A 16,230-nucleotide genomic window follows, 5' to 3' on the forward strand; every position below is an offset into this window, starting at 1 on the left:
TCCCTCCGCTCGATCTCATCGCGAGGAGCTTCGCCATGCCCGATTCCCTGCCCGACAAGCCGAACCTGACCGAGGCCGAGGTCCTGCTCCTGCGCCAGGTGGCCGGCGGTCACCTGAACGCGGCGGTCAGCCGCGCCACTGGCATCGCCGAGGCGAGGGTCGGCGATGCCGTGACGGCGCTGACCTTCAAGCTCGGAACGCCGCACCGCCACCACGCCGCCGCCCTCGGCGCCGCCTGGGGATGGGTGCGGACCGAGGACGTACCGGTGCTCAACCCCAGCGGACTGCCGCTGCCCCGCCGCCACCGGGAGGTGCTCGCCGCCCTGGTCGGCGGGGAGGACCCAAAGGCGACCGCGAAGCGGCTCCACCTGACGGAGGGCACCGTCAAGACCTACCTCCAGGACATCCTCCGCACTCTGGGAGTCCGTTCCCGGCCGCAGGCCGCTGCCCGTGCCCTCCTGACCGGCCTCGTGCCATTGAACGCGCTCGGCGACGGCTGGCCGAACACCAGGCTCGGCGGACCGAACGACCGGACCGCGCGGCCGGCCGGGACGACCTGATGCCCCACCGCGCCCGGCTCCTCCCGGCCCTGCTCGCCGGGGCGGCCAGCCTGCTCCTGGCACTGGCCGGCGGAGCGGCGACGATGGCGGCACTCCACCACGAGCAGGCGATCCACGGACCCGTGGTGCTGGCGGGCACCGCCTACGCGCTGGGCTTGGTCCTGCTGTTGGCAGCCCGTCTGCTGACGGACGACGGCCTTGCCCTCCGCACTCGTCTCGGCGGTGCCGGACAGGAAGAACCGAACGGTCACCCATGCGCGTGCGGATCCTGGCCGGAGGCATGACGAACCTCCTGATCCGTGCAGCCGACGGTCCGCTGCCACGTCGCGTCCTTAGCTGGGCCTGCCCGTACTGCGGCGAGCGCCTCGCCCTGACCTGGGACCAGCAGCAGGCGATGGCGCTCGTCGCCCGCGGGGTGTCCAGCCGTGGGATCGCCCGCCGACTCGGACTCGGTGTCGCGAGCCCGAACGAGACCGCGGCCGACGAGCTGGTGGCCCGGGCCTTGGACAACCTGGGAGCGGCCAGCCGATCCCAGGGCATCGACATCGCGCACCGGGTGATGCTCCTGCCCGCCCCCGTCCGGCCTAGGTTTCTCAATCGCGACCTGAGCGAGGACGAGCGCGAGATCGCGCGGCGCCTGGTCCTCGGCCACAGCGTCACCGAGACCGCCGGCCTGCTGGGGCTCACACGTGGGAAGATCGTCTACGTCCTCGGTCAGCTCGGCACCGAGCTGGGAATCCCCGAAGGCCCGGGACGTACCGTCATGACCATCCACCGCCTGCACGGGGCCCGGCTGCTACCCGACGGCCACCCCTGTCGGTGCCGGGCTACTTCGGACGGGGCCGTCGGACGCTGGGTCCGAGGCACCGCCTGCCCCACCTGTCGGGTCCGACCGGTGCTGGCCACCGCCGAACGCACTGTCCTCGGTTTGCTCGCCACCGGTATGACTGACCAGGAGGTCGGCCAGCACTACAACACCTCTAGAACCGGCGGAACGCGGCGGGTCCGGAAGACGCTCTGGGCTCTGGGCGCGGCCACCCGGGTCCAGGCGGTTGACATCGGCTGCCGTACGCGCCTCCTGACACCCTCGGCGGATCCGCGTGACGCCCGGGAGCTCGTCAAGCCGCAGGATCTGGATGTCATGAGGGAACTCGTCCGCGGCTACACGCTCGCAGACCTCGCCGAACACGGCGGTCCGAGCCACCGCGCGCTCAAGTCGCAGATGACCCGCTTCTACGCGCGGCTGGGCGCGGGCGCGGCCCCCTCTTCACCCGGCCTGGTCGTTCACCTGCTGCACAGCCTGGGTGTTCTCCCACGCACGCACCCTTGTGAGTGCGCTCTTCCCGCCCTTGCGGCGGCTTGAGCGTCAGGCCGGAGCATCGGCCGGGTGGCCTGCCTCCTGGCGGGCCTGCAGCCCCAGACCTCGGCGCTGCCGCCCGATGTCGGTCACGGGCGGCAGCGCCGAGCCTCCTCGCGCGCTGCGGCTACAGGGTGGCCGCGAGCGGGCTGGTGGTCAGTTCGCTGATGCTCTCGGCGGCTTTGAGCGTGTGGAAGATCAGCGGGCGCAGGTCGGTCGGCATCTCGGTGGAGCGCTTGAGCATGAGGACGGCGCCCATGATCGAGTCGTGCCAGTGGACCGGGGCGGCGACGGAGTCCCAGCCGGGCATGCACTCCTGGCGGCCGACGCCGAAGCCGAGCCGCCGTATCTCGTCGAGGGAGGCGGTGAGTGCGTCGTTGTCGCGGATGACGCCCGGGCCCGCGGTGGGCGGGATCTCTTCGGCGAGGACCAGGTCCTGGATGGTCTGCGGGAGGTAGGCGAGGATGGCGCGCCCGGAGGCGCCGGTGCGCAGGGAGCGGGAGACGGAGACGACGTCCTCTGCGGTCATGCCGACCTCGGCCGGGTCGGTGTCGCCAATGGCGTAGTCGGTGCACAGGCGCTTCGCGCCACCGAAGGGGGAGAGGACGTAGAGCAGGGCGAGGCCGCCGGTGGCCTGGTGGAGGCGTTCGAGGATGCCGTGGGTGGAGGCGGCGCCGGGGGAGTGGGCCATGGCCTGGACGCCGGCGCGGGCGGTGCCGGTGCCGAGGCGGTAGCGGCCCCGGCCGACCTGTTCGAAGACGCCGTCGCCGACGCCGGTCTGCAGGATGCGGTGCGTGGTGGCGTCGTCGAGGCCGGCGGCGCCGGCGATGGCGCGCAGCGGGTGCACGTCGCCGGGCAGGCGGGTGAAGGCCTGCTGCACGGCGAACGCGCGGGCCGCGAGAGAGGACGGCGGCTTGCTCGGTGCGTCGCTCGGGCGCTGCCCGGGCACGGCATCGATCGCGGGTGTGGTGGTGGTCTGCATGAGCGGCTCCGGGGGAGTCGTTGCGCCGCGCGGCGGCGCGAGAGCGCCGTCTCGCGTTAACCCGTCGGGTGCGGGTGCGGGTGCGCGAGTGCTGAGGGTGAGTGGCTGGTCAGCGGTCGACGTCAAGGACGACCTTGCCGGCGGTGAGACGGGCCGCGAGGTCGTGGTGGGCCTGACGGGCCTGACCGAGCTTGTAGACCGGGCCGTTGAGGGGCTTGAGCCAGCCCTCGGCGACCGCCGCGAACAGCGCGGCCATCGAGTCCTTGAGGTGCGTGCGCGTCGGGTAGAGGTTGGGGAGCCAGAAGCCGCTGACGGCCTTCGAGGCGGCGAGCAGGCTGGCGATGGGCACCAGGCCCTCCGACCCGGTGACGGCCCCGAAGACGGACATCCGGCCGCGCGGGCTGAGCGCGGCGAGCGTGGCGTGGAAGACGTCGCCGCCGGTCATCTCCATGGCGGCGCTGACGGGGCCGCCCGCGGCGTCGAGGATCCGCTCGGTGAGGGCGTCGGTGGTGGAGGAGTCGACGGTGGCGTCCGCGCCCAGCTCGACGGCGGTGCGGCGCTTCTCCTCGCTGGAGGCCATGGCGACGACCTTCGCACCGGCGTGCTTGGCGAGCTGGACGGCGAGCGAGCCGACGCCGCCGGCCGCGGCCGGGACCAGGAGCGTGTCCTCGGCCGTGACGCGCAGGTCGGTGAAGAGCAGGTGCCAGGCGGTGTTGCCCTGGAGGGTCAGGGCGACGGCGTCGTGGTCGGCGACGTTGTCCGGTACCTCGTAGGCGAGTCTGCGGTGGACGACGGTCGTCTCGGCGTAGCCGCCGCCGCGGCCGAGGGCGACGTAGCGCCGTCCGTCCTCGGCGATGCCCAGGACCTCGTTCCCCGGGATGAACGGGGCCGGCATCGGGGCCGGGTAGGTGCCCTCGCGCAGGTGGATGTCGGCGTAGTTGACGCCGGCCAACCGGGTGCGGAGTCGAAGGTGGCCGGGGCGGCCGTCCGGCTCGGGCATCTCGGTCAGCTCCAGTACCTCTGGGCCGCCGAACTCCCGCACGGCTATTGCGCGCATCTTGTTCAACCCTAAATAGTGCATGCCTGATTCTCGGTGAGGTGCCTTCTTCGGCGGCCTCGGGCAGTGAATATACCTGCCGGAAGAATGCTGCTTCGGTGACGCATATAGGGGTACGAACGAGCGGCGGATTGCGAGTGGTATTCGTCACGTAACGCTAAGTATCTGAAATCGGCTGCTTGCTCACAGTGAGAAGTCGAGGTCATCGCCCTGTCTCTCGGGGTGACCTTGCCTGCGGAGCGTTGCCGGGCCGGCCAATCAAGATCGTTTCTCAGTCTCCGAAAAGTCGGCACTCCTACCCGCGTAGACGGCTGGAATTTATTGACCGATATTCGGGGTGATCCTTAATGTCGACCTCGCACCGTGATCGTCCATGGCCTGCGTGATGGGGAATCACATAATGAACTTTCAGCTCAATCCCGGCCTGGACGGCTGCCGCGCCTCCGGTCACCGGTGGGTCGATGCGGCGTCGGCGGGATCACCGTGAGTGAGAGCGCGCTCGTCGTCGCGGATGCGGTGTCCGGCGCTCGGGAAGGGGGTGGATCTGTGGACCGCGCTGCCCCTATGGTGCTGCTCCCGCCGCGAGGGCCGGCGGACGAAGGGGAGGGATCGGCCCGAAGGACCGGGCCGTCCGCGCCCTGACATGAGACCGGCGCCCTGGAGCTACCAACTCCGGACGCCGGGCCGACGCCCCGGAAGGCGTCGATTCGCTACCACGCGCGCAGCGGGACTTCTTCGCACGAGGACCGCCGCGCACGCTCCTACGAAGCACGGAGTATTGCATGCCCGCCATACCCAGCGGAACCCTGGCCTGCCCGCCCACGGGCGCAGGCCCTCGCCTCGCCGCCAAGCTCGCGGACATGATCCCGGGCGCCGCCGCCATCACCGTCGACTTCACCGACCCGGCGACGCAGTGGCCCCACGCGTACGCCCGGGCGACCGACGCCGCAGGCCGCCCGGTCCACCTGAGCCCCGTCGCCAGAAGGGTCGTCGCCCGGTGGATCGTCCGGGCCCACCCGGACACCGACTGGACGCGTCCGCATACTCTCCACCTCGCCGACGGGCAGCTCGCCGTCCGCACGAACGACGCGGTTCGGAGCCGCTGACATGGCGCGCATCCGCTCCGTCAAGCCCGAGACCTGGGTGAGCGAGACGCTCGCCGAGGTCTCCATCCCGGCGATGGTCACCTTCCTCGGCATGACCAACCACGCCGACGACCACGGCCGCCACCGCGACGTCGCGGCGATCGTCTACGGCCTCGTCTGGCCGCTGCGCGAGGAGATCACCCGCGCTGATGTCGAAGACCACCTCCAGCAGCTCGCGACCGCCGGAGCGATCTGCCGGTACACCGGCTGTGACGGCCGCCGGTACTTCCATTACCCGACCTGGCGCAACCACCAGAAGATCGACAAGCCCTCGCTCAGCCGCCTTCCCGCCTGCCCGCACTGCGAGCCGGAGCGGTGCGGCGTCTGCAAGGGGCCGTGCATCCAGCGGTCCGCCCTCGCCGACGCGGCGGGCCCTTCTCGCGAGGACGGCGCGAGCGCTCCCCGAGTGTTCGCCGAACCCTCGGCGAACGCTCCCGCGGCCATCGAGCAGCACCCCGAGCCCTCGGTGCCCGCGCCGACGGCACCTGCCGCCGACATCTCCCGGGCGGCCGTCCCCGATCAGCCGCCGGTTCCGGCGGACGAGGAAACCACAGGTCAAGCCGCATTCGTCGAAGGCTCCCCGAAGGTTCGTCGAACCCTCTCCGAGGACTCGACGCCCGGATCCAGGATCTTGGATCCTGGATCGTCTTCACCTACGGGGCGCCAGGCGCCCGACGCTGCCACCGTCTCGGCCAACCAGCTCGTCGGCGAATACGTCACCGCCTGCGCCCAGCGCCCACCGGGCAGCGTGCTCGGCCACCTCGGCAAGGTCGTCAAGACGCTGCTGGACGAGGGCATCGCGGTCGAGCACATCCGATCCGGACTGCGCCGGTTCGCCGAGATCCAGGGCCACCCGTCCCGGCTGCCGAGCCTGGTCAACGACGCCATGAACGCACACGGCCGCGGTTTGGCGCGGCCGGGATCCTGGCCTAACGTGCCCGCCCACCAGGGGTGGACCAACCCGGTCGACGCCGCCGCCTACGCCGAGGAGCTGTGATGCGCACCCACCGCGATCCGCAGACCCTCGCCGAGGGCCCGTCGGTTCTCGACCGGATGGCCCGGATCCTCGCCGCCCGGGGCATCGACCGCGCCACGGTCGACGCCCTCCCCGACGAGCCGGAGCCGTTTTCGGCGGAGCAGGCCCTGTCCGCCGGAATGCCGCCGCGCTACCGCGACGCGGTGGCCGACCACCCCCTGGTCCTCGCCTGGACCCGGCAGGTCGCCGACCAGGCCGTCGCCCCGAGCAAGGGCGCCCGGCGGCAGGTGGCCACCGGCCCCAGCTTGCTGATGGCCGGGGTGACCGGCGCCGGCAAGACCCACCAGGCGTACGGCGCGGTGCGGGCGCTGGTGCAGGCCGGCATCGGCGTGCGCTGGCGGGCGACCACCGCCGCCGACCTCTACGCCGAGCTGCGGCCCAGCTCCGACACCGACGCCGAGCGGGTCCTCACCGCCTACAGCCGGGTGCCGCTGCTGATTCTCGACGACCTCGGCGCCGCCAAGTCGAGCGAGTTCGTCGAAGAACAGACCTACCGGCTGATCAACCGCCGCTACAACCACTGCCTGCCGACCCTGATCACCACCAACCTGCAGATCAGAGACCTCAAGGCCTACCTCGGTGACCGCGTCACCTCCCGGCTCGCCCAGATGACCACCCGGGTCGAGTTCGAGCCGGTCGACCGCAGACGCCCCCAGCGCGCCGCCTGAACGGCCGCCGCCCCGGCCGCCCCGGTGCGCCGCACATCCCTCACCGACCCAGCACACCTCTCTGCCGACGCCGCCCTGCGCGCGGAGAGCGATCGGAGCAACCCCGCATGACCAGCACCACGACGCCGACCACCCTGGTCCGCCACCGCTCCCTCGGCGACCACACCTGGCAGGACCAGGCCGTCTGCAACCCGACCGAGTACAACCCCGTCGACCCCGAGACCTTCTTCCCCGGCCCCGAGGACACCGACAAGATCGCCACCGCCAAGGCGCTGTGCGCCCAGTGCCCCGTCGCCCGAGCCTGCCTGGACGCCGCCCTCGAAGCCGGCGACACCCACGGCGTCCGCGGTGGCCTCACCGAGGAGGAGCGAGAGCCCCTGCACACCCGGATCGTCGAACGCCTCGACCACAGCCGCGTCAACGACACCCTCGCCGGACGCGACATCCACCTCACCAAGGCCGAACGCCGCGCGGTGGTCCTCGCCGCCTACCGCCACGACGTCCCCGTCGACCGCCTCGCCCGACTCCTCAAGATCAGCGACGAACACGCCCTCAAGCTCTACCGCGAGACCCGCCGCGCGATCCGCCACCGCCGGATCGCCGAAGACGCCGCCCGCGCCGCCACGACCGGCGACTCCGCCGACCAGCTCGGCCGCCACGCCTTCGGGACGGCCGCGTGAGCACCGCCACCGAGACCACCCCGACGCCCGCGCACGTCACCGGCTGGGACCGGGCCGTCGTCATCGCCCTCGGCGCCGCAGGTTGCGCGCTGTCGTACGACGCGCTCCAGCAGATGGCCGTCGCCGTCCATGTCCGTGAGCCGCTCAGCTACCTCTTCCCGCTCATCATCGACGGCTTCGTCGGCTATGGCGTGCGCACCCTGCTGGTGCTGCGCGACGCCCCGCTACGGGCCCGCGCCTACGTGTGGCTGCTCTTCGGCGCGGCCACCGGGGCGAGCCTGTGGGCGAACGCCCTGCACGCGATCCGGCTGAACCAGCTGCACGCTGGCGACGGCGGCCTGCGGCTGGGCGACATGGTGGTCGCGGTGCTCTCCACCATCGCCCCGCTCGCCCTGGCCGGCGCCGTCCACCTCTACATCCTCATCGCCCGCGGCTCGGTCACCTCGGCTGACCGGAACGCCGAGAACGACGCTGCCCCGGACACCGCCCGGACACCCCGCTCCGGGCAGACCAGCCCGCTGACCGCCGGTCAGTCCGGCCAGCCGGTCAACCTGGCCGAGCTCCGGCCACGGCTGACCCCGGTCACCGAGGTCAGCTCCTCCGACCTGGGCGGTCAGCCGGTCACCGCCCGCCTGGCCAGTGACCGGGCAGCCGTCGGTCGGCTGGCCCGCTCCGCCCCGGTCACCGCGCCCAGTCCCTCTGACCTGGGCGGTCAGCCGGACAGCGTCCGGCCGGTCAGTGACCGCGCAGCAGACGACCGCCGCGTTGACCCGGACACCGAGGAACTGCTGGCCATCGCCCGGGAGGCGGTCGCGGCCGAGGACAACAAGCTGACCCGCAAGGTCGTCGCCCAGGCGATCCGCGGTCAGCAGATCCCGTTGTCCAGCGCGACCCTGACCCAGCTGATGGCCCAGCTGCGCAACCCGGAGGCCCAGCCGGTCACCGCCGACCGCACCTGACCTACACCGCACCGGCCGGGGTGACCGAGCAGGTCACCCCGGCCGGCCGCCCACCCGCACTGCCACCGAACGGGAGCACCACCGTGCGCACCACCCCCGCCACCTGGGCCGAGGCGGACTCCTGGCTCACTGTCCTGCACCAGCGGGGCCACCTCCACCAGGTCGAGACCCAGCCCGACGGCACCCGGACCGTCCAGCGCGGCGAGAACTGCCGCACCTGGACTCTGCGCCACCCGGTGCTCGCCCTCGACTTCGTGGAGGACCTCGTCCGCGAGATCCGACAGGGCGACGCCGAGGCCAGCCGGTGACCGCGTCCGGCCGAGACGGTGCCACCCCGGGGCCGGTACGTGACCCCAATGGGGCTCCTGGCGGAGCAAGTTGTGGGGTAAGGAGTCCTTACCCCGCCTCCGCCCCCAAGGGTGCGGAGGCTCCCCGGGCGGCAGACCCAGGGGGGCCTGCCGCCGACCGGGGAGTCGGCCCAGGGGTGCCGACGAAGGGGGAGGAGCCGCAGAACCCGCCGCCCGCCGAAGCCGCCCGCGCCGCCACCCGCCGCCGCTTGCGCCAGCCCGTCCCGCGCACCAACCGCGTCTGCCCCCGTTTCAGCGACCCCGAGTGGTCCCTCCTCCAGCACGCCGCCGAGCAGGCCGGCCTCGCCCCCGGCGGCTACACCGCCGCCGCCGTCCTCGCCGCCGCCGCGAGCACCGACCCGAACGCCGCCGTCGCCGACTACCGCCGCGGCATCCAGGAACTCATGGAGTCCAACCGCCAACTCGGCGCCATCGGAAACAACCTCAACCAGGTCGCCCACTTCCTCAACGCCGGCGGCCGGTCCGCCGCCGACCTCCGTCACCTTCTGGAGCGCATCGAAGCCTCCATCGGCGCGGTCGACGACGCCGTCGCCTGGATGGTTCGCCGGTGATCCCCAAGATCCGCACCGGCACCGGCGGCACCTACGGCCTCGTCCGCTACCTCTACGGCCCCGGCAAACGCGACGAACACACCGACCAGCACCTCGTCGCCTCCTGGAACGACTTCGCCCCCGACCCCGGCCGCAACCCCCACCACACCATCGCCCAGCTCGCCACCCAACTCGACCAGCCCGTCAAGGCCATCGGCGACCGCGCCCCGGACACCACCATCTGGCACTGCTCAGTTCGCGCCGACCCCGGCGACCGCCACCTCGACGACAACGACTGGGCCACCATCGCCCGCCGCATCGTCCACGCCACCGGCATCGCCCCCAACGGCGAAACCACCGCCTGCCGCTGGGTCGCCGTCCGCCACGCCGAGGACCACATCCACATCGCCGCCACCCTCGTCCGCCAGGACGGCCGCCTCGCCAACCTCTCCTTCGACCGCCGCAAGGCCCAGGCGGAAGCCCGCCGCATCGAAGAGGACTACGGCCTGCGCCGGCTCAACCCCGGCGACGGCACCGCCGCCAAGACCCCCACCAGCCAGGAACGCTTCAAAGCCGAACGCACCGGCCGCACCGAGACCCCACGCGAAGTCCTGCGCGAAGCCGTCCGCCAGGCCATCGTCGGAGCCGCCACCGAGGACGAGTTCTTCACCCGGCTGCGCGAGGCCGGTCTGCGGGTGAAGCTCCGCCACGCCCCCTCCGGCGATGTCCTCGGCTACAACGTCGCCCTCCCCGGCGACCGCAACCGCGACAGCGAGCCGGTCTGGTTCGCCGGGTCCACCCTCGCCCCGGACCTCTCCCTGCCACGGATCCGCCGCCGCCTCACCGACAGCCCCGCCGACACCGCCCAGCCCAGGACCGACACGCCGCGCACCGGCCGGTCCGCCCCCGCCCGGCAGCGCCGGGACGCCGCCGGCATCGCCGAACACGCCACCGCACTCCTCGGCAACGGCGGCGACGAAGCCGCTGCCCAGCTCGTCGGCGCCGGTGAACTCCTCGATGCACTCGCCCAGACCTCCCCGGCCGCCGGCCGCGCCGCCCTGCGAGACGCCGCCCGAGCCTTCGAACGCGCCACCCGCAGCCACGTCCGCGCCGAGAACGCCGACATCCGCGCCCTGCGCTCCGCCGCCCGCGGAATCGTCCAGGCTGGCGGCGCGCTGGGACGCGGAGAGGACGGCGGCGCCACCGCGATGGTCCTGTCCACCCTCGTCCTGCTCACCCTGGCCGCCGCCCGCTGGCACTCCGCTCGGGGCCACGCCCAACAGGCCGCCGCCTCACGGCAGGCGGCCGACCACCTCCGCGCCGCCTACCAGCAGACCGCCGCCACCCCGATGCGGGCGATGCGCGAGCTGGGCCAGGCCCTGCCCGAGCCCGAACGTCGCCGCCACGAAGCCACCATCCGAGCCGCCCTCGGCGAACCGGAGAACCGCACCGGTCCCCCCGCCCGGCGTGACGCCCTGGCCGCCACCCTCGCCGAAGCCGAGAAGGCCGGCCACGACCCACAGGCCCTCCTGGAGGAAGCCACCTCCTGGCGGGAACTCGGCACCGCCCGCAACACCGAAGACGTGCTCGTCTGGCGCATCCGCCGCATCGCTGATCTGCCCTCGCCCCCCAGCCGCTCCGACAAACCGACGACCGGCACCACCCACGTCAAGCCGGCCTCCAGCCGCATGCCCACCCGCGCGGAACCGCCGGCACCCGCCCGTTCGGCCACCGACGCCCGACGCCCAGCACCCCGACGCTGACCAGCTGGTCCGGCGGACGCGCCGTTCGCCGGACCAGCACCCCGAAACCCCTCGACACCCGGTTCCACCAGGTGCTAGGCAGAACCCGCACCGCCCGAACGGAGAGCCCGTGCCCAGAACCACCGAACAGTCCACTGCCGCCCCAACCGCGGCCATCACGCAGCCGACGGACAGTGACCCCCTGCTGCAACTGGAGTACGAGAAGGCGCCGCCGAACGGGCCGGATGCGGTCCGCGGAGCACAGTGCCCGCACGAGCTCGCGCTGCGCGGTATGCCGGTGGAGTGCTCCGCCTGCCGGGCCAGGCGCGACTGGCTGCTGATCAACCACCGTCGCAACGTCTGGGTCCGCTGTCGTTGCGGGAACCAGTGGCTGGAGCCCGAGATCACCCGCAAGGACTTCGACTCGATGCTCACCGACCCGAGCTGGACGCACTACCCGACGCTCGCCCAGGGACAGATCGCCCTGGGGTTCGACGGCACGTTCGCCGGGCTGTACTTGGAGTAATGGGCGGTATTGCATCCGATGCAACACTCGGCGTGATCGGCGCAGGCTGCTGACCTGCTGTTTTTATGAGGGGATCGATTCCGAGGACCTGCCTGCACCGGTAGTCAGTGACCTGTTGGACCTGCACATCAACACCGCCGTCTACTGGAGCAAACGCGCTGTCCGGGACTGGAGCGGATACGTGGCTGGCCGTCGAGCTCTTACCCCTGAGAGCGTCTTGCCGACCGCCGAGGAATCAGAGCCGGTGCATGGCGAGCAGGTCAGTGACCGCGCGGTGCGTACATGATGACGGCGACGCCTGCCAGGCAGATCAGGGCACCGATCACGTCGGCGCGGTCCGGCCGGTAGCCGTCCACCGCCATCCCCCAGGCCAGGGACCCGGCGACGAACACGCCGCCGTACGCGGCGAGGATGCGCCCGAAGTTGGCGTCCTCCTGCAGGGTGGCGACGAAGCCGTACACACCGAGGGCAATGACGCCGGCGCCGATCCAGGCCCAGCCCTTGTGCTCGCGCACACCCTGCCACACCAGCCAGGCCCCGCCGATCTCGAACAGGGCGGCGGCCACGAACAGGGCGATGGAGCGCAGGACGGTCATGACCGGCAACCCTACGGACGTCCGGCTGGGGTGATCGTCAGCGGGTCGCCGGCCGCGGCTTCCTCACGGCAGGCCAGTGCTTCCAGGCAGAGGACCACGAGGGCGGCGATCACGATGTGCATGCCGGTGAGCGCGATCGTGCTGGGCGCATCGAAACCGGCGGTGAACGGCTTCGCCGCCGTGGCCAACGCGGCACCCGCCCCCACAGCCTGGGCCGACCGCAGGACGGCACGCCGCTTCCCGGCCGCCGCCAGCAGCGCGGCCAGAACCAGGCCGGCACTCATGGGCAGCACCGTCATGGTGATGACGCCCTGTGGCGCCGTGGTGGTGTGCAGCGACCCGTCGGCCTCGGTGAACTGGAACGAGCCGCCGAAGCCCAGACCGACCAGCCACAGGACGAGGTTGGCCCCCAGGGCCGCGGCGACCGTCCCCGCGATGACCGCCGCCGGAGGCCGGGCCGCGACCCGGCCCAGGAAGCCGCCCCCGCTACGTACGTCTACAGACAACTGAGAGCTCCGATCCGAGAAGACGATGCCGACACGAACGCCAGGGCACTCGGTCCGCTGGCGCATCAGGGGGTGGGAACGGGCCGTCGCGCCCGTCTACCGGTTCTGCCTCGAGTCCGAGGCGCTGATCTTCAGCGGGTCGGCGGTCTTCCCGCAGCCGCACCCGCCCTGTCCATCGGCCTTCGGCGAGCAGGAGCAGGAGCGTCGGCGCTGGCTGTACCACCAGGTACCGGCGGCGAGCATGGCCAGGGCGGCGGCGATCGCGGGCAACCAGCCCACTACCGCCCCTGCTCCGGCGCCGACGACCCCGGCGGTGATCAGGACGGGTAGCGCGCAGCACGCCACGCAGGCCAGGGCCGCGAGTGCTCCCAGGGCCTTGGGGGTGCGGGCGGTGGGCTGGTCAGCAGCAGGGTCCGGCATGGCGGTTCTCCTGGGCGAGGTCGGTGAAGGGGATGGGGCAGCAGGGGCTGCCCGCGCAGAAGGTCAGGTCGTCGCAGCCGGCGTCGACGGCCGCAAGCAGGGCGTCGCGGATTGTGGTCAGGTCGGCGATCTTCTGCTCGACCTCGGCGAGCTTGGCCCGGGCGCGTTCCTGGAGCCCGGGGACGGGGCGGCCGTGGCGGTGGCGGCCGGTCTCCAGCAGCTCGGCGACCTCCTCCAGGGTGAAGCCGAGGCGTTGGGCGGCCTTGATGACCCGCAGCACGGTGACGGCCTGGTCGTCGTAGAGACGGTGGCCGCCCGGACTGCGATCCGGTTCTGGGAGCAGGCCGCGCCGCTCGTAGTAGCGCAGCGTCTGGACGTTGACCCCGGCCGCCTCGGCGACCTGGCCGGAGCGCAGGCCCTCGGCGCTCACTGAGACCGCCCGGCGCCGACCGCAGCGTCCGCCGCTCGTAGGTGCAGAGCCGCCAGCACTCTCTCGTGCGCCGCGTCGACCTCGACGTCCAGGTGCACGTCGTCGGTGCCACCGTGGTCCGGCGTGACGGTGAAGGTAAAGAACGAGCAGCATCCGCTTTCCCGGGAGGCCAGGTCGCGCACCCGCTCCTCGACTCCCAGACCGCCAGCGAGCACCAGGTGCAGCCGAAGCTGGCACGGGCGGGTTACCTCGGTCAGGGTCTCGGTGAACAGCTGGTCCCACTCCGCGATCCGCAGCGGCTGTTGTTCGGTGGGTAGGGTGCAGGACGTCGGAACCCAGCTCAGGCCAGTCATGGCTCGCTCCCATTCCGTCTCCGCAGCGTGCGGCGGGGACGTCTCCGACCATAAACCTGTACCTGGGTACCGGTTGCAAGTCCTGGCGCGGCAGGGGCAGCCTGGCCGGCCGCGCCCGGGCAGACCAGGAATACGACGCGCGCGGGATAAGAACTCTCCGCCGGTATAGGACACAGCGAAGGGGACCGCCACCGGGCAGGTGGCGGTCCCCTTCGCTGTCGTGTTGGTCACCGCCTGGCGGACGAGCCGTTGGAGGCGGGAAGGTCGCCGTTCCGGGATAGCCGGTGAAGGCTCAGCCGGACGGCCGCCGGGCGTAGGTCGAGGTCGGTAGCCAGGGCATCGGCGTCGAGGACGGGGGCCTGCCGCAGACGCTGGAGGACGACGTGGTCGGTTCGGACGTCGGCGGCTTGGGCGGTGCGGTAGGCGCCGAGGGCGGATCCGCCGAGGACGAACAAGCCGACGGCGCACAACGCGTACGTGTCGAAGAACGCCGCGGCGATCGCGGTGGTGGCACCGAGAGTGGCGAGAAGGCCGAAGGCCAACAGTGCGAACGGCCGAGGGCGGTAGGGATCTTTGCTCATAGGCATGCAGCGGTCCTTCCTGGCCGGGGGCGAAGCCTCGGCCAGCTTAGGAGCGGTCGACTTGGGCAGTCCTATCCGGAATGCGGCCGACGTGCTCGTCCTCCCCTGACCTCTGCTCGATCTCCGGTGCCGAGAGTGCGCGGGGCGGAGCGGCCGGCTGTACGGCGAGGCCGCCCCGCCGGTGGGCGGGGCGGCCTCGGTCGGCCTCGGTCAGGATTCGGCGAGCCGGTTGGCGAAGTCGAGGGCGGAGGTTGCGACAGCGAGGGCGGAGCACAGCCCGGTGACCTCGCGCAGGGTGGGACGGATGAGGCCGGGCCAGTCGTCGTCAGCGGCGGGCCAGGTGGCGAGATGCACGTCGGTGGTGGCGAGGCCGAGGCGGGCGGTGACGTCCCAGCCGGCCTTTGAAGCGGGTTCCCATCGGAGCAGGATCCGGCCGAAGGGGAGTCTGGGTACGGTGCGTGGGGTCCACAACACCTTGATGGGATGGCCGGGGCTGGCGGGAACGCTGTGGACGGTCGCTCCGATGGCCCATGACGGCATGGGGTGGACGGCGAAGCGGTCGAGGGGGCGGGGCAGGCCGGGGCGGAAGCCGGTGGGGATTCGGGACTCCTTCGGGCGAGGGGGCTCGGCGGATTCAGGCCCAGGCGAGGTGCTCGCGGACGGCGGGCGGGAGGTAGCCGTCCTGGCCGTCATCGCTGATGTAGGCGATGCCGCCGTGCACGACGACCTCGGCGCCGATGTAGTGGGCGAACGGCCAGTCGGGGTTGACGGCGAGTCGGACCCGCAGGTCCGGGTCGATGCCCTGGAGCTGGGCGAGGAGGTCGCGGACGGTGAAGTGCTGGGGCATGGCGGGCCTCCAGGAAGGAAGGGGAAATCGGGTCGTGATCACGGGAGGTCGAGGCGGAGCAGGTCGCGCAGGACGGCCGGGCTCTTCGGGGCAGGCGGGGTATGGGTGGCCATCAGGTTCTCTCGGTCGATTGCAGCGGGGTTCAGTCCGCCAGGCGGTAGAAGCGCAGCGGCAGCGGGGCGTTCTCGGGCGGCAGGAGCACCAGGCCGTCGGCGGCCAGGCGGGCGAGGGGACCTCGCGACCGCGCGGTCGCGAAGACCGAGGGTTTCGCCGATCTGGTGGGCGGTAGCACCGCTGGGCGTCTTCGCCAGGCGAGAGAGCACCCTGGTGTCGCGGCGCAGGCCGTTGTCGCGGGCATCGTTGAGGGTCGGTAGCAGGCCGCTCGCGCCGAGGGCGAGACCCAGGACGAAGGTGGTGGATTGGGCGGGACGGAGAGGGCGTTGGCCGGGCCCACCACGCCGATGGCGGGGCGGGGAACGCGCGCGGGATCGATGGTGAGCTTCAGGTGTGTACTCCTTGTTGAACGTCGTTGGGGGCAGGTCGGTTAGGTGCGCTGGCGTGGAACGAGGGGGGCTTCGCCGCCGTGGGCCTCGATCAGGGCCCGGACCAGGGGAACGGGGACGTGCAGGTACACGGATTCGGTGGGGTCGTCCTCGTCGTCCGATTCGAGGTAGGTGCACCATTGCGTCCACGGCTCCGGGCGCTGGGTGGGGAAGCCGATTTCGAGCGTTTCGGTGGGCAGCAGGAGCGCGTCGGCGGGGTCGGGGGCGAGCACCGAGAGGCGGAAGCCGTCGGTGCAGATGATCTGCGAGTCGTGGAGGGCGAGGCCGAGGTGGTTGCGGGGTGTGCCGTGCGCGACGGTGTGGTCGAGGCGGGGGGTGTCCAAG

24 protein-coding genes are annotated in these 16,230 nt (G+C 72.2%); 12 read left to right on the top strand and 12 right to left on the bottom strand.

Annotated elements, in window-relative coordinates; translation table 11 throughout:
• The first annotated feature begins 35 nt into the window (after positions 1-35).
• Genes ABTX81_RS05630 through ABTX81_RS05640 form a run of 3 tightly spaced genes read left to right on the top strand, consistent with a single transcriptional unit; the run spans position 36 to position 1,923 of the window.
• A complete protein-coding gene (locus ABTX81_RS05630) occupies positions 36-560 on the top strand; it encodes a helix-turn-helix transcriptional regulator (protein WP_350541697.1) in 525 nt (174 codons plus the stop codon).
• The gene (locus ABTX81_RS05635) at positions 560-844 is read left to right on the top strand and encodes a hypothetical protein (RefSeq protein WP_350541698.1); all 285 of its coding nucleotides are present in this window, start codon (positions 560-562) and stop codon (positions 842-844) included. Before ABTX81_RS05630 ends, ABTX81_RS05635 begins: the two co-directional genes overlap by 1 nt.
• Positions 841-1,923 (top strand): hypothetical protein, encoded by a 1,083-nt coding sequence (locus ABTX81_RS05640; RefSeq protein WP_350541699.1) that lies wholly within the window; start codon positions 841-843, stop codon positions 1,921-1,923. Before ABTX81_RS05635 ends, ABTX81_RS05640 begins: the two co-directional genes overlap by 4 nt.
• A 121-nt stretch (positions 1,924-2,044) precedes the next feature.
• Here the strand turns inward: ABTX81_RS05640 and ABTX81_RS05645 are convergent, their stop codons facing one another.
• Both ABTX81_RS05645 and ABTX81_RS05650 read right to left on the bottom strand, forming a co-directional pair.
• Entirely contained in the window at positions 2,045-2,899 is an 855-nt protein-coding gene (locus ABTX81_RS05645; RefSeq protein WP_350541700.1) for an IclR family transcriptional regulator, read from the bottom strand.
• 109 nt (positions 2,900-3,008) lie between these two features.
• The gene (locus ABTX81_RS05650; protein ID WP_350541701.1) at positions 3,009-3,956 is read right to left on the bottom strand and encodes a quinone oxidoreductase family protein; all 948 of its coding nucleotides are present in this window, start codon (positions 3,954-3,956) and stop codon (positions 3,009-3,011) included.
• A 782-nt stretch (positions 3,957-4,738) separates the two neighbouring features.
• Here ABTX81_RS05650 and ABTX81_RS05655 point away from each other — a divergent pair.
• The 9 genes from ABTX81_RS05655 to ABTX81_RS05695 all read left to right on the top strand — a co-directional run bounded on the left by ABTX81_RS05655 (position 4,739) and on the right by ABTX81_RS05695 (position 11,610).
• The gene (locus ABTX81_RS05655) at positions 4,739-5,062 is read left to right on the top strand and encodes a transcriptional regulator (RefSeq protein ID WP_350541703.1); all 324 of its coding nucleotides are present in this window, start codon (positions 4,739-4,741) and stop codon (positions 5,060-5,062) included.
• 1 nt (position 5,063) lies between these two features.
• Positions 5,064-6,098, top strand: coding sequence for a hypothetical protein (locus tag ABTX81_RS05660; RefSeq protein WP_350541704.1), 1,035 nt, complete (start codon positions 5,064-5,066; stop codon positions 6,096-6,098).
• Positions 6,098-6,805 carry an ATP-binding protein gene (locus ABTX81_RS05665; protein WP_350541705.1) on the top strand — a complete coding sequence of 236 codons (708 nt, stop codon included), beginning with the start codon at positions 6,098-6,100 and terminating at the stop codon, positions 6,803-6,805. Before ABTX81_RS05660 ends, ABTX81_RS05665 begins: the two co-directional genes overlap by 1 nt.
• Positions 6,806-6,912: 107 nt before the next feature.
• Positions 6,913-7,485, top strand: a complete 573-nt coding sequence (locus ABTX81_RS05670) for a WhiB family transcriptional regulator (protein WP_350541706.1) — start codon at positions 6,913-6,915, stop codon at positions 7,483-7,485.
• On the top strand, positions 7,482-8,444 hold the full coding sequence (locus ABTX81_RS05675; protein ID WP_350541707.1) for a DUF2637 domain-containing protein: 963 nt from the start codon (positions 7,482-7,484) through the stop codon (positions 8,442-8,444). Before ABTX81_RS05670 ends, ABTX81_RS05675 begins: the two co-directional genes overlap by 4 nt.
• 83 nt (positions 8,445-8,527) lie before the next feature.
• Complete coding sequence (locus tag ABTX81_RS05680) at positions 8,528-8,752, top strand: hypothetical protein (protein WP_350541708.1); 225 nt, start codon at positions 8,528-8,530, stop codon at positions 8,750-8,752.
• A gap of 176 nt (positions 8,753-8,928) precedes the next feature.
• Complete coding sequence (locus ABTX81_RS05685; RefSeq protein WP_350541710.1) at positions 8,929-9,363, top strand: MobC family plasmid mobilization relaxosome protein; 435 nt, start codon at positions 8,929-8,931, stop codon at positions 9,361-9,363.
• On the top strand, positions 9,360-11,105 hold the full coding sequence (locus ABTX81_RS05690; protein WP_350541711.1) for a relaxase/mobilization nuclease domain-containing protein: 1,746 nt from the start codon (positions 9,360-9,362) through the stop codon (positions 11,103-11,105). The genes ABTX81_RS05685 and ABTX81_RS05690 overlap by 4 nt, the downstream gene beginning before the upstream one ends.
• A gap of 109 nt (positions 11,106-11,214) precedes the next feature.
• Complete coding sequence (locus ABTX81_RS05695) at positions 11,215-11,610, top strand: hypothetical protein (RefSeq protein WP_350541712.1); 396 nt, start codon at positions 11,215-11,217, stop codon at positions 11,608-11,610.
• A 260-nt stretch (positions 11,611-11,870) separates the two neighbouring features.
• Here the strand turns inward: ABTX81_RS05695 and ABTX81_RS05700 are convergent, their stop codons facing one another.
• The 10 genes from ABTX81_RS05700 to ABTX81_RS05745 all read right to left on the bottom strand — a co-directional run bounded on the left by ABTX81_RS05700 (position 11,871) and on the right by ABTX81_RS05745 (position 16,229).
• Complete coding sequence (locus tag ABTX81_RS05700; RefSeq protein ID WP_350541713.1) at positions 11,871-12,206, bottom strand: YnfA family protein; 336 nt, start codon at positions 12,204-12,206, stop codon at positions 11,871-11,873.
• An 11-nt stretch (positions 12,207-12,217) separates the two neighbouring features.
• Positions 12,218-12,778, bottom strand: a complete 561-nt coding sequence (locus tag ABTX81_RS05705) for a DUF6069 family protein (RefSeq protein ID WP_350541714.1) — start codon at positions 12,776-12,778, stop codon at positions 12,218-12,220.
• 30 nt (positions 12,779-12,808) lie between these two features.
• Positions 12,809-13,132 carry a mercuric ion transporter MerT gene (gene merT / locus ABTX81_RS05710; protein ID WP_350541715.1) on the bottom strand — a complete coding sequence of 108 codons (324 nt, stop codon included), beginning with the start codon at positions 13,130-13,132 and terminating at the stop codon, positions 12,809-12,811.
• On the bottom strand, positions 13,113-13,562 hold the full coding sequence (locus ABTX81_RS05715; RefSeq protein ID WP_350541717.1) for a MerR family transcriptional regulator: 450 nt from the start codon (positions 13,560-13,562) through the stop codon (positions 13,113-13,115). The genes merT and ABTX81_RS05715 overlap by 20 nt, the downstream gene beginning before the upstream one ends.
• On the bottom strand, positions 13,559-13,915 hold the full coding sequence (locus ABTX81_RS05720; protein ID WP_350541718.1) for a hypothetical protein: 357 nt from the start codon (positions 13,913-13,915) through the stop codon (positions 13,559-13,561). The genes ABTX81_RS05715 and ABTX81_RS05720 overlap by 4 nt, the downstream gene beginning before the upstream one ends.
• Before the next feature lie 227 nt (positions 13,916-14,142).
• Complete coding sequence (locus tag ABTX81_RS05725) at positions 14,143-14,496, bottom strand: hypothetical protein (protein WP_350541720.1); 354 nt, start codon at positions 14,494-14,496, stop codon at positions 14,143-14,145.
• Between the two features lie 210 nt (positions 14,497-14,706).
• Positions 14,707-14,970 (bottom strand): esterase, encoded by a 264-nt coding sequence (locus tag ABTX81_RS05730; protein WP_350541722.1) that lies wholly within the window; start codon positions 14,968-14,970, stop codon positions 14,707-14,709.
• Positions 14,971-15,130: 160 nt separating this feature from the next.
• Positions 15,131-15,343, bottom strand: coding sequence for a hypothetical protein (locus ABTX81_RS05735; protein WP_350541723.1), 213 nt, complete (start codon positions 15,341-15,343; stop codon positions 15,131-15,133).
• Between the two features lie 142 nt (positions 15,344-15,485).
• Entirely contained in the window at positions 15,486-15,635 is a 150-nt protein-coding gene (locus ABTX81_RS05740; RefSeq protein ID WP_350541724.1) for a hypothetical protein, read from the bottom strand.
• 252 nt (positions 15,636-15,887) lie between these two features.
• The gene (locus ABTX81_RS05745) at positions 15,888-16,229 is read right to left on the bottom strand and encodes a hypothetical protein (protein ID WP_350541725.1); all 342 of its coding nucleotides are present in this window, start codon (positions 16,227-16,229) and stop codon (positions 15,888-15,890) included.
• Between the last annotated feature and the right edge of the window lies 1 nt (position 16,230).

The sequence above is a fragment of the Kitasatospora sp. NPDC097605 genome (assembly GCF_040302725.1).
Taxonomy (GTDB): domain Bacteria; phylum Actinomycetota; class Actinomycetes; order Streptomycetales; family Streptomycetaceae; genus Kitasatospora.

Excerpts from the sequence above, each read along its gene's own strand:
- ABTX81_RS05630 (WP_350541697.1), top strand. The coding sequence starts at position 36 with ATGCCCGATTCCCTGCCCGACAAGCCGAACCTGACCGAGGCCGAGGTC.
- ABTX81_RS05655 (WP_350541703.1), top strand. The coding sequence starts at position 4,739 with ATGCCCGCCATACCCAGCGGAACCCTGGCCTGCCCGCCCACGGGCGCA.
- ABTX81_RS05665 (WP_350541705.1), top strand. The coding sequence starts at position 6,098 with ATGCGCACCCACCGCGATCCGCAGACCCTCGCCGAGGGCCCGTCGGTT.
- ABTX81_RS05720 (WP_350541718.1), bottom strand. The coding sequence starts at position 13,915 with ATGACTGGCCTGAGCTGGGTTCCGACGTCCTGCACCCTACCCACCGAA.
- ABTX81_RS05635 (WP_350541698.1), top strand. The coding sequence starts at position 560 with ATGCCCCACCGCGCCCGGCTCCTCCCGGCCCTGCTCGCCGGGGCGGCC.
- ABTX81_RS05660 (WP_350541704.1), top strand. The coding sequence starts at position 5,064 with ATGGCGCGCATCCGCTCCGTCAAGCCCGAGACCTGGGTGAGCGAGACG.
- ABTX81_RS05700 (WP_350541713.1), bottom strand. The coding sequence starts at position 12,206 with ATGACCGTCCTGCGCTCCATCGCCCTGTTCGTGGCCGCCGCCCTGTTC.
- ABTX81_RS05725 (WP_350541720.1), bottom strand. The coding sequence starts at position 14,496 with ATGAGCAAAGATCCCTACCGCCCTCGGCCGTTCGCACTGTTGGCCTTC.
- ABTX81_RS05705 (WP_350541714.1), bottom strand. The coding sequence starts at position 12,778 with ATGCGCCAGCGGACCGAGTGCCCTGGCGTTCGTGTCGGCATCGTCTTC.
- ABTX81_RS05735 (WP_350541723.1), bottom strand. The coding sequence starts at position 15,343 with ATGCCCCAGCACTTCACCGTCCGCGACCTCCTCGCCCAGCTCCAGGGC.
- merT (WP_350541715.1), bottom strand. The coding sequence starts at position 13,132 with ATGCCGGACCCTGCTGCTGACCAGCCCACCGCCCGCACCCCCAAGGCC.
- ABTX81_RS05650 (WP_350541701.1), bottom strand. The coding sequence starts at position 3,956 with ATGCGCGCAATAGCCGTGCGGGAGTTCGGCGGCCCAGAGGTACTGGAG.
- ABTX81_RS05670 (WP_350541706.1), top strand. The coding sequence starts at position 6,913 with ATGACCAGCACCACGACGCCGACCACCCTGGTCCGCCACCGCTCCCTC.
- ABTX81_RS05640 (WP_350541699.1), top strand. The coding sequence starts at position 841 with ATGACGAACCTCCTGATCCGTGCAGCCGACGGTCCGCTGCCACGTCGC.
- ABTX81_RS05645 (WP_350541700.1), bottom strand. The coding sequence starts at position 2,899 with ATGCAGACCACCACCACACCCGCGATCGATGCCGTGCCCGGGCAGCGC.